A 12,823-nucleotide genomic window follows, 5' to 3' on the forward strand; every position below is an offset into this window, starting at 1 on the left:
GCCAGCTCGCGGGACGCGGCGAGCGCGCGGACGGGCGCGCCGTCCAGCGCGAGCGGCGCCCCGAAGATGGCCAGCGCGGCGTCGCCCTCGAACTTGTTGATCCAGCCGCCGTGCGCGCCGATCACCTCGACGACCACGGCGAAGAAGTCGTTCAGCAGCCGGACGACCTCGGCGGGCGGCCGGTCGGCCGCGAGCCGGGTGGAGCCGATGATGTCCACGAAGATCACCGCGACCTCGCGCAGCTCGCCGCCGAGGTCGATGCCGCGCTCCACCGCGACGCGCGCGGCGTCCGCGCCGACCTGGCGGCCGAACAGGTCCCGCAGCCGCTCGTGCTCGCGCAGCCCGGCCGCCATGTGGTTGAACCCGGCCTGCAGCAGCCCGACCTCGCTGGCGTCGTAGACGGGGACCTCGACGTCCAGGTCGCCGCGCTCGATCCGGGCGAGGCCGAGCCGCACCGACTCGACGGGGTCGGCGATGGCGCGGGCGGCGCCGTAGGTGACGCCGAGCCCGACGACCAGCGCGATGCCGCCGAGCGCGAGGACGGCGACGGCGAACTCCCGCACCGTGATCCTGGCGATGACGAACGACCCGATCGTGAGGGTCATCAGCCCGAGGATCGGGACGGCCGTGCCGAGGCCCCAGGCCAGCACGGAACGGGCGACGACGCCGGGCAGGCCGGTCCGGCGCGGCATCTCGCTGCGCAGCGCGGTCGTCACCGCGCGCCGCAGCAGCCGCTCCGTCAGCAGGTAGACGACCGTGCAGGTGGTGAGGCCGCCGAGCAGGCTCGTCAGACCCAGCTTGACGGCGAGCAGGCCCGAGAAGGGGGCGTTGATGACGACCCAGCCGACCGTCCCGATCCCCCACAGCGTCAGGTGCAGGGCCATCAGCCGCAGCGGCCCGTACAGCAGCAGGGAGCGCTCGTGCCGGTCGGGTTCGTCGTGCCGTTCGACCATGCGCCGGACGCGGCGGAAGAACCGTTCGCCGAGGACGAGGCCGACCGGCACCGCGGCGGTGACGTAGAGGGTGAAGACGACCAGGTTGACGAGCCGGATCCGCTCGGACACCTCGCCGACGGGGTCGGGGACGACGACCGCGAACGCGAGCACGACCAGGGCGCCGCCGAGGTTCGCCAGCGCGGTGGAGATCCGCACCAGGACCCTGGCCCGGTGGGCGATCTGGGCCCGGGTGTCGTCCGGGCCGCCGTCGATCAGCCGCCACAGGGGGCCGAGCACGCTGCCCGGTCGAAACCGGGCGCGGGGGGCGGTCTCGGCCCTTTCGGTGTTCATGAGCGAGGAGATTATCTGGTCGAATCCCCACAGACCCCACCGCCGGCGAGCGACCTCGGCGAGGGATCGCTCACTCAGGTGCGGATCGGCTCCAGCAGCCGGTGCGGGTTGCGCAGGAGCATGCTGACCGGGTCGGTGCGGCGGCGGACGCCGGGCCCGGCGTGGATCTCCAGCTCGTCCGGGGCGACGTGCCGCCCGCACGCGGCGCACCCCCCGTCCGGGCCGATCTCGGTGCCGCAGGCGAGGTGGACGAAGACGCGGCACGGCTCGGCGGACAGGTGGTCCTCCGCCCAGCGGGCGAGGGTGTGGACGACGGGCCACAGCTCCTTGCCCATCTCCGTCAGCACGTAGTCGTGGCCGTCCTTGACGAGGACGCCGGCGTCGACCAGCGACTGCAACCGCGCCGACAGCACGGCGCGGGGGATGTCCAGGTGGACGAGGAAGTCGCTGAAGCGGCGGACGCCGTAGAAGGCGTCCCGGACGATCAGCAGCGTCCAGCGCTCCCCGACGACCTCCAGAGCGCGGGCCAGCGAGCAGTCCTGCGCCGCGTAGTCCTTGCCGAGTGCCATGCCACCACAGTACCCACCCGGGGGTTCATTGATTGAACTCCGCCGTGCTACCGTCACCCCATTCAGTTCGTTCAATGAACTTGGAGACCGCATGACGACCCTGGCGACCCCCCGCGCCGCGCGCAGCGCGCCCGGCACCGCCGCCGCGCTGACGCTGCCGGCCGCCGCCACCCTCCTGGCCCTGATGAACTACTGCGCCCCCGCGGCGACGCTGGCCGACACCGCCCGCGGGCTTCACGCCGGGGCGACCGCGCAGATCTGGCTGATGAGCTCGATCAGCCTCGGCCTCGCGGCGGCGCTGCTGGCCGCGGGCAGCCTCGCCGACGACCACGGGCGCAGGCGCGTGTTCGTGATCGGCGCGGTGGCGCTCGCCGTCTCCAGCGTCGCGTGCGCGCTCGCGCCCAACGCCGCGGTGTTCATCGCGGGCCGCGTCGCGCAGGGCGCGGCCAGCGCCGCGCTGCTGGTGACCGGACTCGGCATCGTCGGCGCCTCGTTCCCGCCGGGTCCCCGGCGGGCGCGGGCCACCGGCCTGTGGGGCGCGATGGTCGGCCTCGGCATCGCGCTCGGCCCCATCGCCGCGGCCGGGCTGACCTCCGCCGGCGGCTGGCGGCTGTGGTACTGGGCCACGGTGGCCGCGTCCGCGGCGCTCGCCGCGGCGGCCTCCCGCGCGCTCACCGAGTCGCGGGCCGAGCGTCCGCGCGGCGTGGACGTGCCGGGACTGGCCACGATGAGCCTCGGCGTGGCGGCGCTGGTGGCCGCGATCACCTGGGGCCGCACCGGCTGGACGTCCCCGGGCGTGCTCGCGCTGTTCGCCGCCGCGGCCGTCCTGCTGTCCGCGTTCGTCCTCGTCGAGTCGCGGCGGCGGGAGCCGATGGTCGAGCTCGCCCTGTTCCGGCGGCCGGCGTTCCTGCTGTCGGTGACGGGGGCGCTCGTCACCGGGCTCGCCGTGATCGGGGTCATGACCTACCTGGCGACGATGATGAGCCTGGTGATGGGCCTGTCCGCGATCGCGGCGGCGCTGGTGCTGGCGATCTGGTCCGGGCTGTCGTTCGTCGTCGCCCTGCAGGCCCACCGCCTCCCGGCGCGGCTGCCCGTCCGGCGCCTGCTCGCCGCCGGGTTCGCGCTCGCCGGCGTCAGCGAGCTCGCGCTGGCGGCCCTGGCCCCGGACGCGCACTGGTGGCGGCTCGTGCCGGGCCTCGCCGCCGCCGGCGTCGCGAGCGGCCTGACCAACGCGATGCTCGCCCGGCTCGCCGTGGAGAGCGTCCCCGCCGACCGCGCCAGCATGGGGGCGGGCGCCAACAACACCGCCCGCTACATCGGGGCGTCGCTGGGCGTGGCGATCGTCGGGGCCGTCGCGACGGGGTTCGGGCACGACGCGGCCTCGCTGGCGCACGGCACGAACGTCGCGATGGTCGTCTCGGCGGTCGCCGCGCTCGCCTACGCCGTCCTCGCCCTGGTCATCCGCGACCGGGCCTCCTGAACCCGGCTAGGCGAGCTCCTCGACGAAGGCGGCCAGCTGGGTCAGGTTCCGGCACTCGTACATGGGGACCAGCTCGCCGTAGCGGGACGCGGCCGAGTCGCCGGTGTCCCACTGGGAGCGCGGCTCCGGGTTGAGCCAGTACGCGTGCCGGGCCCGGTCCGCCATCGACCGCACGATCGGCAGGGACAGCTCCCCGTAGTTGGACCGGGCGTCGCCGAGGATCAGCAGGGACGTCCTCGGGGTGACGGCGTCGCGGTACTTGTCGTCGAACACCTTGAAGGCGTGGCCGTAGTTGGACCGGCCCGTGATCCACACGAGGTCGGCCTCGGCGGCGAGGCGGGTCATCGCGCCGGTGACGTCCGCGCCCGGCGCGAAGTACTTGGTGATCTCGTCGGTGGCGTCGATGAAGGCGAACGCGCGGACCTTGGTGAACTGCTCCCGCAGCGCGAACGTCAGCAGCAGCGTGAAGTGCGCGAACGCCGACACCGAGTCGCTGGCGTCGCACAGCACCACCAGCTCGGGCCGGTGTGGGCGCCGCGGCCGGTGGTGGGTGGTGAGCGGCACTCCCCCGCTGGACAGGGACGCGCGGACCGTCCGGCGGAAGTCGAGCCGGCCCCGCCGCCCGTGCCGCTGCTTCTGCACGAGCCGGGTCGCCAGCCTGCGCGCCAGCGGGTACACCTCGCGGCGCAGCGCCTCCATCTCGGCGCGGGTCGCGCCGGCGAAGTCGAGCCGCTCCAGCGGGGGGCGCACGGCGATGCGGGCGGTCCGCTCGACCCCGGTGTCCTCGGCGATGCGGCGCCGCACCTCGTCCGCGACGAGGCCGGAGAAGCGGGAGATGCGGTCGCGGAACGTCCGGCGCGCGACGCGCTCGGCCATGCCGCCGCGCTCCCGCCCGGCCAGGACCGACTCCAGCAGCCGCGCCATCAGGGTCTCCGGCGACAGCGCGCTCATCACGCCGGAGGAGAACCACGACTCCTGCCCGGGCGTCCGGCCGTACTCGGCGACGGCCAGCCGGGCGAACCGGCGCAACCCGGCGTCGTCCCCGGACAGGAGCAGGTCGGCGAGCTCCTCCCTGCGCCGCTGCACCCGCGGGTCGAGCGCAGCGGGGACGGGCCTGCCCTCGTCGTCGACCGTCCTCGCCGGGCGCTCGGGGTCGGGCGCCGCTCCCGCGCCGTCCCCGACGGCCGCCGGGAACCACAGGTCGAAGAGCGTGTCGAACGTCGCGCGGTGCTGGGGCCGCTTGACGACCGTCGCGGCGTACGCGGCGCGCAGCGACTCCCGGTCGAGCAGGTCGACGGCCCGCACGGCGCGCACCGCGTCCAGCCCCTCGGCGACCGACACCGGCAGCCCGGCCCGCCGCAGCTCCGCGACGAACCCGGTGTGCCGGTCGACGAGTGAGGCCATGTCAGCCGCTCAACCCGAGTTCCTTGGCGGCGCGCTCCTGGTCGGAGGCGTGCTTGAGGACGACGCCGAGGGTGCGGCCCACGGCGGCCTCGTCCAGGTCGTCCAGGCCGAGGGCCAGCAGGGTGCGGGCCCAGTCGACGGTCTCCGCGATCGACGGCGCCTTCTTGATCTCCAGGTCGCGCAGCGTGCCGACGGTGCGGACGAGCTGCTCGGCCAGCTCCGCCTCGATGCCCGGCACCTGCGCGAGGACGATGTCGCGCTCCCGGTCGGGCGCCGGATAGTCCAGGTGCAGGTAGAGGCAGCGACGCTTGAGCGCCTCTGACAGCTCCCTCGCCGCGTTCGAGGTGATCAGCACGAAGGGGCGGCGGACCGCCGCCACCGTCCCGAGCTCGGGGATCGTCACCTGGAAGTCCGACAGCACCTCCAGCAGCATGCCCTCGACCTCGACGTCGGCCTTGTCCGCCTCGTCGATGAGCAGGACCGTCGGGTCGCTGCGGCGGATCGCCGCCAGCAGCGGCCGCTCCAGCAGGAACTCCTCGGAGAAGATGTCGTCGTGGGTCTCCTGCCAGGCCCGGTCGGCCGGCGCGGCCTGGATCGCGAGGAGCTGCTTCTTGTAGTTGAACTCGTAGAGCGCGCGGGCCTCGTCCAGGCCCTCGTAGCACTGCAGGCGGATCAGCTCCGCGCCGGTCGCCGCCGCCACCGCCTTCGCCAGCTCCGTCTTGCCGACCCCCGCCGGCCCCTCCACCAGCAGCGGCTTGCCGAGCGCCTGCGCCAGGAACACCGTCGTGGCGATCTCGTCGTCGGCGAGGTAGCGGACGCCGGCGAGCCTGCGCCCGGCGTCGGCGGGTGAGGCGAACATCGCGTCGGTCATTCCTTGCCCTTCCGCGCGGCGGCCTTCTTGTAGGTCTGGTTGGTCCCGGCGAACACGAGCGACGCCTTGTCCTCGCTGAGCGCGACGCCCCAGTAGGACGCGGTCTTCGGGTCGCCGCCGTTCCACGAGAAGCGGTACCTTCCGCCGCCCTCGGGGATGGCCGAACCGCTCCACAGCTTCTGCCGGCCCCGCACCCACACGCCGCTGCCGTCGGCCTTGAACTGGAAGTAGTCCCTGGCCGCGCCGACCCAGCGTCCCACCAGCGGCTTGACGTCGGCGGCCCGCACCGCCGGCAGCGGCGCCAGCGTGGTGGGCGGAGCGGACGGCGCGGCGTCCGCGGCCTGCTTCTCACCGCCGCCGCATCCCGCGAGGGCCAGCCCGGCCGCGGCGGCGCAGGCGGCGAGGGCGGTCGAACGGGCCCGCACTGTCACGGGGACCTCCGGATTTCCTGGGACAAGAGCGGAATCCTACCTGCGCGTCCGCTCACACCTGAGGGGTAGCCGCCACATGGCACCGGGGAGTGACGCGGCAGCCCTCCCCGCCCGCCTATAACGGTGTCATGACGACCCCACGACTGCCGCGCGACGACCTCACGGCGGCCATGGCGGCCCGGCGCGAGCTGGGGCCCGACTATGACGACGCCTTCATCGAGACGGTCGTCGACCGCATCGAGGAGACCCTCGACGCCCGCGCCGCCGCGCCGCGCTCGCGCCGCCGCGCCCCGGCGCCCGAGCCGCGGCACGGCGACCGCGACCACAGCCTGGCCATGGCGGTGCTGTCGCTGCTCGCCGCGATCCCGCTCAGCGCGATCGCCGTCGTCAACGCGGGCCTTCCCGGCCTCCTCATCGCCCTGGCCGGCATCGTCATCGTCAACTTCACCTACACCTTCCGGCCGCGCTGACCCAGGGGGGCGACCCCCTGGAACCCCCGTCACGAGCCGGACGATCCTCACGCCATTGTGCGGCTCGTCGTGCCCGTGCGGGTGGGTCGGTGTCGCTCCGGTCGCCCGGCTCGACGGGCAGGCGCGTTGCGCTCGCTGCGCTCGCTCCACGCGCCTGCCCGTGGCCGGGGCTGGGGGTCGTGGTCGTGGGGTTACTTGCCTGGTTCGGGGTCGCGGGGGAGGCCGAGGATGCGTTCGCCGATGATGTTGAGCTGCACCTCGGTGGTGCCGCCGTAGATCGTCATCGCGCGGCTGAACAGCATGGCGCGGCCCACGATGCCGCTCTCGGCCATCGGGACCTCGGTGGCCGCGGCCGCGCCCTGCGCCGCCCAGCAGTGGTCGGCGACGTCCTGGTTGAACTGGACGCCGAGCAGCTTGCGGACGCTGGCCTCCGCGCCCGGCTCCACGCCGTTCAGCTGCTTGAGCGTGGTGCGCAGGCCGAGCAGGTCGATCGACTGGCCCTGGGCGACGAGCCTGCCGACCTCGGCGGCCGCGACCGCGTCCAGCTCCCGGTTCGCGAAGAACCGCAGCAGCTCGGGGACGCCCATGCCGAGGCCGCCGCCGGTCGACAGCGACACCCGCTCGTTGGACAGGGTGTTGCGCGCGACCTGCCAGCCCTGGTTGACCTCGCCCACCACCCGGTCGTCGGGGACGAAGACGCCGTCCAGGAAGACCTCGTTGAACAGGGCGTCGCCGGTCAGCTCCCGCAGCGGGCGGACGTCCACGCCCTCGGACGCCATGTCGACGAGGAAGTAGGTGATGCCGTCATGCTTGGCCGCGGCGGGGTCGGTGCGGGCGATGCAGAAGCCCCACTGGGCGTGCTGGGCGAGCGACGTCCAGATCTTCTGGCCGGTGAGCCTCCAGCCGCCCTCGACCCGCTCGGCCTTCATCGACAGGGACGCCAGGTCCGAGCCGGCGCCCGGCTCGGAGAACAGCTGGCACCACACGATCTTCCCGCGCAGCGTCGGCCGCAGGAACCGCTCCTTCTGCTCGTCGGTCCCGTAGCGGACGAGCGAGGGCACCAGCCAGGCGCCGATCCCGAGATTCGGCGTCCTGACCTTGGCGGCCCGCAGCTCCTGCTGGATCAGGATCTGCTCGACCGGCCCGGCCTCGCGCCCCCACGGCCTGGGGAAGTGCGGGACGGTCCAGCCCTCGTCGCCGAGGCGCTCGGCCAGCGCGTCCTTGTCCTCGATCGCGGCCAGCTCGGCGATCTCGGCGCGGATCCGCTCGCGCAGCGGCTGGGCGTCCTCGTCCAGCTCCAGCACGACCTCGCGGCGCCCGCCGTCCAGCGCGAGCGCGGCGACCTCGGCGGCCCAGCCCTTGGACGGGCCGAGCAGCGCCCGCAGCGTCAGGGCGCGGCGCAGGTAGACGTGGGCGTCGTGCTCCCACGTGAAGCCGATGCCGCCGAGGATCTGGATGGCGTCGCGGGCGGTCTGCACCCCGGCGTCCACCGCGATGACGGCCGCCACGGCGGCGGCGAACCCGGCCTCCTCCGTGCCCTCGTCCAGGGCGCGGGCGGCGTCCCAGGCGGCGGCGCGGGCCTGCTCCAGGGCGATCAGGCTGCGGGCGGCCTTGTGCTTGACGCCCTGGAACTGCCCGATCGGGCGGCCGAACTGCTCACGGACCTTCGCGTACTCGGCGGCGGTCGTCACCAGCCACCCCGCCAGGCCCGCGGCCTCGGCGCCGAACAGCGCGGCGGCCAGGTCCCGGACCCGGCCGGCGGTGAGACCGTCCAGGACGCGGTCGGCGGCGACGGAGGCGCCGGAGACCTCGACGGAGGCGACGCGCCGGACCCGGTCCAGGCTCGGCACCGGGGTGACGGCGAGGTCGGCCGCGTCCAGCGCGACCCACTGCTCGCCGTCGTCGACGGCGACGGGCAGCACGAGCACGTCGGCGAGCGCGGCGCCGAGCACCGTGGCCGCCGTCCCCGACACCACGAGCGCGTCGCCCTCGCGGCGGCCGGTCAGCTCGCCGTCCAGCGCGACGGCGGCCGTCCGCGACCCGTCGGCGAGGCCCGGGAGCAGCTCCGCTCGCAGCTTGGCGTTGCTGGAGGCGTCGATGACCGTGCTGGCGAGCACGGTCGGAAGGAACGGGCCGGGCGAGGCCGCGCGGCCCAGCTCCTCCAGCACGACCGACAGCTCCAGCAGGCCGAAGCCCTGCCCGCCGTGCTCCTCGTCCAGGTGCAGGCCCAGCAGGCCCTGCTCGGCGAGGGCCGGCCAGAACCCGGGCCTCGTCTCCTCCTCCGCGTCCAGCGCGGCCCGGACGGCCGTCGCCGGAATGTTGCGCTCGGCGAAGCCGCGCACCGAATCGGCGAGCGCCTCATGCTCCTCGGTCAGCCCGATGGCCATGCGTCAACCCTCTCTCGACCCTTTTGACCGAGATTCTAGAACAGCATTCGGATGATGGGGGGACGCGGTCCGCTCTCAGCTCTCGCGTGTCGCGCCGGTCTCCGCCCCGGCGGCGGGCTCGGCCTCCGGGAGCGGCTCGCGGGACGGCCTGCGGCCCGCGGCGAGGCTCGCCACCGCGGTGGCGGCCAGCGTCCCGGCGATCACGGCGAGCGACAGCCAGATCGGGATCTCGGGGGCCCAGCCGGCGCCGTACTCGTGCAGCGCGTGCAGGATCAGCTTGACGCCGATGAACCCGAGGATGAACGCCAGCCCGTGCCCGAGGTAGACGAGGCGGTCGGCGAGGCCGCCGAGCAGGAAGTACAGCTGGACGAGGCCCATGAGCGCGAACGCGTTGGCGGTGAAGACCAGGTACGGCTCGGTCGTGAGCCCGAAGATCGCGGGGATGGAGTCCAGCGCGAACAGCACGTCGGTCGAGCCGATCGCGATCATCACGATGGCCATCGGGGTGACCAGCCGGCGCCCGCCCCGCCGGGTGAGGAACCGGCTGCCGTCGTACTCGTCCGACGTCGGGATGACGCGCTTGGCCCAGCGCAGCAGCGCGTTCTCCTTGAACTCGTCCTCGTCGCCGCCGCGGACCAGGCCGATCGCCGTCCAGATGAGGAACGCGCCGAACAGGAAGAACACCCAGGTGAAGGTCGCGATGGCGGCGGCGCCGACCGCGATGAACGCGCCGCGCAGCACCAGCGCGATCACGATGCCCGCCATCAGCACCGTGTGCTGGGCGTGCTTGGGCACGGCGAACCTGGCGAGGATCACCATGAACACGAAGAGGTTGTCGACGCTGAGGCTCTTCTCCATGACGAAGCCGCCGAAGTACTGCGCGGCGTGCTCACCGCCGGAGAAGAGCCAGACGCCGAGGCCGAAGAGCACGGCGAGACCGATGTAGACCACCGACCAGAAGGCGGCGCGGCGGGTGGTGAACTCCCGCGTGTCATTGCGGTGGATCAGGAACAGGTCGGCGGCGATGATCGCAAGGATCGCCGCGATGGTGAGGCCCCAGACAAGGGGTGAGACCGACAACGTGAACACCTCCGGCGGACATGAGACGAGCGCCGGAGGTCTCTCCCGCCCTGTGATCGGGTACGGGCCGCGGAACCCGGGCCGGCATGGGCCGACCGTACTGACGAGAACCGCGCGCGGGGATACTCCCCTCCGCTTACCTGCTTCAACGCGGGCCGCTCCGGGGCGGTTCCCCTCCCCCGCGATTTTTCGGCGCCGTCTTCGAACCCGAGCGCGGGAAACCGCGTCTAAGGTCCGGTCAGCTCCAGGTACAGCCCCGCCAGCTGGTCGACGGCGTCGTCCTCGCCGGGCATCAGCGCCGACCGCCGGGCGGCGGCCGAGCCCAGCCGCGCCGCGAGCGCCGGATCGTCCAGCACGCGGCTCACCGCGCGCCCGAGCGCCTCCGCGTCGTTCGGCGGCACCAGCAGCGCCGCGTCCGACTCGGGCCCCTGCAGCAGCGCGGCGTCCTCGCCCCGCTCCCCGGCGCCCACCATCCCCGGGATCCCGCCGACGCGGGTCGCGACCAGCGGCCGGCCCGCCCGCAGGATCTCCTGGACGACCAGCGGCTGCCCCTCCCACACGCTCGGCACGACCGCCACATCGCAGGCGGCCAGCAGCCCGGCGACGTCGGAGCGGCGGCCGAGCAGCCGGACCGGCAGGTCCTCGGCATCGATCCGGGCGCGCAGCTCGCCCTCCAGCGGCCCGTCGCCCGCGATCGCGACGAGCGGCGGCGGGGTCCGTCCCGCCCACGCCGCCGCAGCGTCCAGCAGCGTCGGCAGGCCCTTCTGCTCGGCGAGCCGGGCGACGGTGACGACCAGCGGCCGCTCCCCCACGCCGAGCTCGGCCCGCACGTCGGCGCGGACGGCGGGACCGGGCGGCGCCTGCGGCGCGGGCGCCGGGACGACGGCGTGCCCGACCGACCGGGCGCCGAGGGCCCGCATCCGCTCCTCCAGATCGGGCGAGACGCCGAGGACGCGGGTGGCGCCGCTTGCGACGACGCGTTCCAGCAGCCCGTAGACCGCGGCCGTCCGGCCTCCGGCGATGACGGCGTTGTGGAGCGTGACGACCAGGGGCGGGCCGCCTCGGCCGAGGCGCAGCGGGCCCGGCACGACGCGCGCGCACGCCGCCACCGCGAGGGCCCCGGCGCGCAGGCCGTGGGCGTGGACGACGTCGGCGTCGCGCAGCAGCCGCCGCAGCCGGGCGACGGCTCTGGCGTCGCTCGCCGGGCGGGGCCGGTCGGCGAGGTCGACCTCGGCGAACCGCGCGCCCCCGGCGCCGAACCCGAACAGCTCGTCGGTGGCGGCGGGCCCGCACACCACGACGCGGGCGCCGCGCTCGACCAGGCCGTCGGCGACGGAACGGACGTGCCGGCCGACGCCGCCGGCGGCGGTGCCGAGGACGAGCGCGACGCGCAGCCCGTCCAGATCCTGCCTGTCAGACATTGCGGGTGACCTTCCGGGTGAGGACGGCCCGCAGGTCCCGGCCGTCGATCACGAATGCGATGATCAGGAAGACGGCGCCGGCGGCCAGCGCGGCGAGCGCCCCGGTCCCGACGTTGCGCAGTTCCCCGGCCGGGCCCGTCCCGCCGAGGCCGAGCAGCGCCGCCGTCGCGTACCCGGCGGCGCCGCCCGCGGCGGCGCCGAGCAGCCCGGCGGCCAGGGCCCGCGGCACGCCGCGCACGGCCGCGGCGCCCCTCGCGCGCACCAGCGTCACGAGCAGCAGGGCGCCGGCGACGGTCATGCCGACGGCGTTGCCGACGCCGAGCGCCGCGACGACCCACTGCCGGTCGACCGACAGCACCAGCGCGACCTCCGCGACCATGACGACGCCCCAGCCCGCGACCACGGCGGCCGCGCCCATCCGTCCCCGGTGGCACGCGTACAGGACGCGGCCGAGGTGCGCGACGAGCCCGTAGCCGAGGAGGCCGGGCGCGAACGCGAGCACCGCGCGCGACAGCACCTCCTGCTGGTCGGGGTGGCCGGGGTTGAACACCGCCGCCGCGGGGACGGCGACGGCGGCCAGCGCGGCGGCCCCCAGGCACGACACCAGGATCACCGCGCGGGTGGTGGACGCGGTGACCTGGTCGAACCGGGCGTGGTCCGCGGCGCTCATCCGGGCCGACAGCAGGGGGAACGCGCTGGTGGCGATCGGCACCGCGAGGATGGCCCACGGCAGCAGGTAGATCGCCCACGCGTACTGGTAGTTGGCGAGCGCGCCGCGGGTCCCCTGCGAGCTGAGCCGGACGATCAGCAGCGTCGCCAGCTGCTGCGCCGCGACCGTCGCGATCCCGGCCGCCGCGAGCCGCCGCACCCGCCGCGCCACCCCGTCCGGGAAGCGCAGGGTGGGCCGCAGCCGCAGGCGCAGCCGCCACGCGGCGACCGCGGCCGTGGCGGCCATCGCGACGCCGCCGAGCGCCGTGCCGATCGCCAGCGTCAGCTCGGCCCCAAGCGGAAGCCCGGCCAGGTCGTTCTCGAAGCCCCGGCCGAGCGGCGCGTAGACGACGTAAGCGCCGATCACCACGAGGCTCGACACCAGCGGCGCGAGGGCGGGCGCGACGAACCGGCGGTGCGACTGCAGCAGCCCGTACAGCACGACCGCGATCCCGTACATCACCATCTGCACGGACTGGATCGCCAGCATGTCCCCGCCGACCCGCACGACGTCGCCCCGCGAGCATCCCTGCGGGTTCTCGGCCACCGCCAGCTCCATGAGGGGGTGGGCGAACAGCGCCATCAGCGCCGACAGGGGCACCATCAGCACGACGATCCAGGTGAGCAGCGCCGACCCGGTCCGCCGGACCTCCTCGCGGTCGCCGCGCTCGGCGGGCCCGGCCAGCACCGGCACGACCATGCTCGCGAGCGCGCCG

Annotated in this window: 11 protein-coding genes; 2 read left to right on the forward strand and 9 right to left on the reverse strand. The window is 74.8% G+C overall.

From position 1 onward, the window contains the following. Both AB0C69_RS25510 and AB0C69_RS25515 read right to left on the reverse strand, forming a co-directional pair. Nucleotides 1-1,286: adenylate/guanylate cyclase domain-containing protein (locus AB0C69_RS25510; protein ID WP_360357652.1), on the reverse strand; the 1,286-nt coding region annotated here is incomplete at its 3' end. A gap of 74 nt (nucleotides 1,287-1,360) precedes the next feature. After that, entirely contained in the window at nucleotides 1,361-1,855 is a 495-nt protein-coding gene (locus tag AB0C69_RS25515) for a helix-turn-helix domain-containing protein (RefSeq protein WP_345184284.1), read from the reverse strand. A 91-nt stretch (nucleotides 1,856-1,946) separates the two neighbouring features. Between AB0C69_RS25515 and AB0C69_RS25520 the strand changes: the two genes are divergently transcribed. Then, nucleotides 1,947-3,335: an MFS transporter gene (locus tag AB0C69_RS25520; RefSeq protein ID WP_360357654.1), complete on the forward strand. Its 1,389-nt coding sequence runs from the start codon at nucleotides 1,947-1,949 to the stop codon at nucleotides 3,333-3,335. 6 nt (nucleotides 3,336-3,341) lie between these two features. Here the strand turns inward: AB0C69_RS25520 and AB0C69_RS25525 are convergent, their stop codons facing one another. From AB0C69_RS25525 to AB0C69_RS25535, 3 genes are read right to left on the reverse strand one after another with little or no spacing between them, the layout of a single operon-like run. Further along, the gene (locus AB0C69_RS25525) at nucleotides 3,342-4,739 is read right to left on the reverse strand and encodes a VWA domain-containing protein (protein ID WP_360357656.1); all 1,398 of its coding nucleotides are present in this window, start codon (nucleotides 4,737-4,739) and stop codon (nucleotides 3,342-3,344) included. 1 nt (nucleotide 4,740) lies between these two features. Beyond that, the gene (locus AB0C69_RS25530) at nucleotides 4,741-5,610 is read right to left on the reverse strand and encodes a MoxR family ATPase (RefSeq protein WP_345184277.1); all 870 of its coding nucleotides are present in this window, start codon (nucleotides 5,608-5,610) and stop codon (nucleotides 4,741-4,743) included. Beyond that, nucleotides 5,607-6,041, reverse strand: a complete 435-nt coding sequence (locus AB0C69_RS25535; RefSeq protein ID WP_360357658.1) for a hypothetical protein — start codon at nucleotides 6,039-6,041, stop codon at nucleotides 5,607-5,609. The genes AB0C69_RS25530 and AB0C69_RS25535 overlap by 4 nt, the downstream gene beginning before the upstream one ends. Nucleotides 6,042-6,169: 128 nt before the next feature. Here AB0C69_RS25535 and AB0C69_RS25540 point away from each other — a divergent pair, with 128 nt between their 5' ends. Beyond that, on the forward strand, nucleotides 6,170-6,511 hold the full coding sequence (locus AB0C69_RS25540; RefSeq protein ID WP_345184273.1) for a hypothetical protein: 342 nt from the start codon (nucleotides 6,170-6,172) through the stop codon (nucleotides 6,509-6,511). A gap of 191 nt (nucleotides 6,512-6,702) precedes the next feature. On the opposite strand, the gene AB0C69_RS25545 is transcribed toward AB0C69_RS25540, so the two are convergent. The 4 genes from AB0C69_RS25545 to AB0C69_RS25560 form a co-directional block, all read right to left on the reverse strand. Then, nucleotides 6,703-8,898, reverse strand: a complete 2,196-nt coding sequence (locus AB0C69_RS25545) for an acyl-CoA dehydrogenase (RefSeq protein ID WP_360357660.1) — start codon at nucleotides 8,896-8,898, stop codon at nucleotides 6,703-6,705. Between the two features lie 75 nt (nucleotides 8,899-8,973). Beyond that, on the reverse strand, nucleotides 8,974-9,978 hold the full coding sequence (locus AB0C69_RS25550; protein ID WP_345184269.1) for a TerC family protein: 1,005 nt from the start codon (nucleotides 9,976-9,978) through the stop codon (nucleotides 8,974-8,976). Between the two features lie 227 nt (nucleotides 9,979-10,205). Beyond that, on the reverse strand, nucleotides 10,206-11,399 hold the full coding sequence (locus tag AB0C69_RS25555; RefSeq protein ID WP_360357662.1) for a glycosyltransferase family 4 protein: 1,194 nt from the start codon (nucleotides 11,397-11,399) through the stop codon (nucleotides 10,206-10,208). After that, a partial coding sequence (locus AB0C69_RS25560; RefSeq protein WP_360357664.1) for a lipid II flippase MurJ occupies nucleotides 11,392-12,823 on the reverse strand: 1,432 nt, incomplete at its 5' end. The genes AB0C69_RS25560 and AB0C69_RS25555, both read right to left, overlap by 8 nt.

Source organism: Actinomadura sp. NPDC048032 (assembly GCF_040653175.1).
In the GTDB taxonomy this organism is placed as follows: domain Bacteria; phylum Actinomycetota; class Actinomycetes; order Streptosporangiales; family Streptosporangiaceae; genus Spirillospora; species Spirillospora verrucosospora.

Excerpts from the sequence above, each read along its gene's own strand:
- AB0C69_RS25520 (WP_360357654.1), top strand. The coding sequence starts at position 1,947 with ATGACGACCCTGGCGACCCCCCGCGCCGCGCGCAGCGCGCCCGGCACC.
- AB0C69_RS25525 (WP_360357656.1), bottom strand. The coding sequence starts at position 4,739 with ATGGCCTCACTCGTCGACCGGCACACCGGGTTCGTCGCGGAGCTGCGG.
- AB0C69_RS25555 (WP_360357662.1), bottom strand. The coding sequence starts at position 11,399 with ATGTCTGACAGGCAGGATCTGGACGGGCTGCGCGTCGCGCTCGTCCTC.
- AB0C69_RS25515 (WP_345184284.1), bottom strand. The coding sequence starts at position 1,855 with ATGGCACTCGGCAAGGACTACGCGGCGCAGGACTGCTCGCTGGCCCGC.
- AB0C69_RS25545 (WP_360357660.1), bottom strand. The coding sequence starts at position 8,898 with ATGGCCATCGGGCTGACCGAGGAGCATGAGGCGCTCGCCGATTCGGTG.
- AB0C69_RS25540 (WP_345184273.1), top strand. The coding sequence starts at position 6,170 with ATGACGACCCCACGACTGCCGCGCGACGACCTCACGGCGGCCATGGCG.
- AB0C69_RS25530 (WP_345184277.1), bottom strand. The coding sequence starts at position 5,610 with ATGACCGACGCGATGTTCGCCTCACCCGCCGACGCCGGGCGCAGGCTC.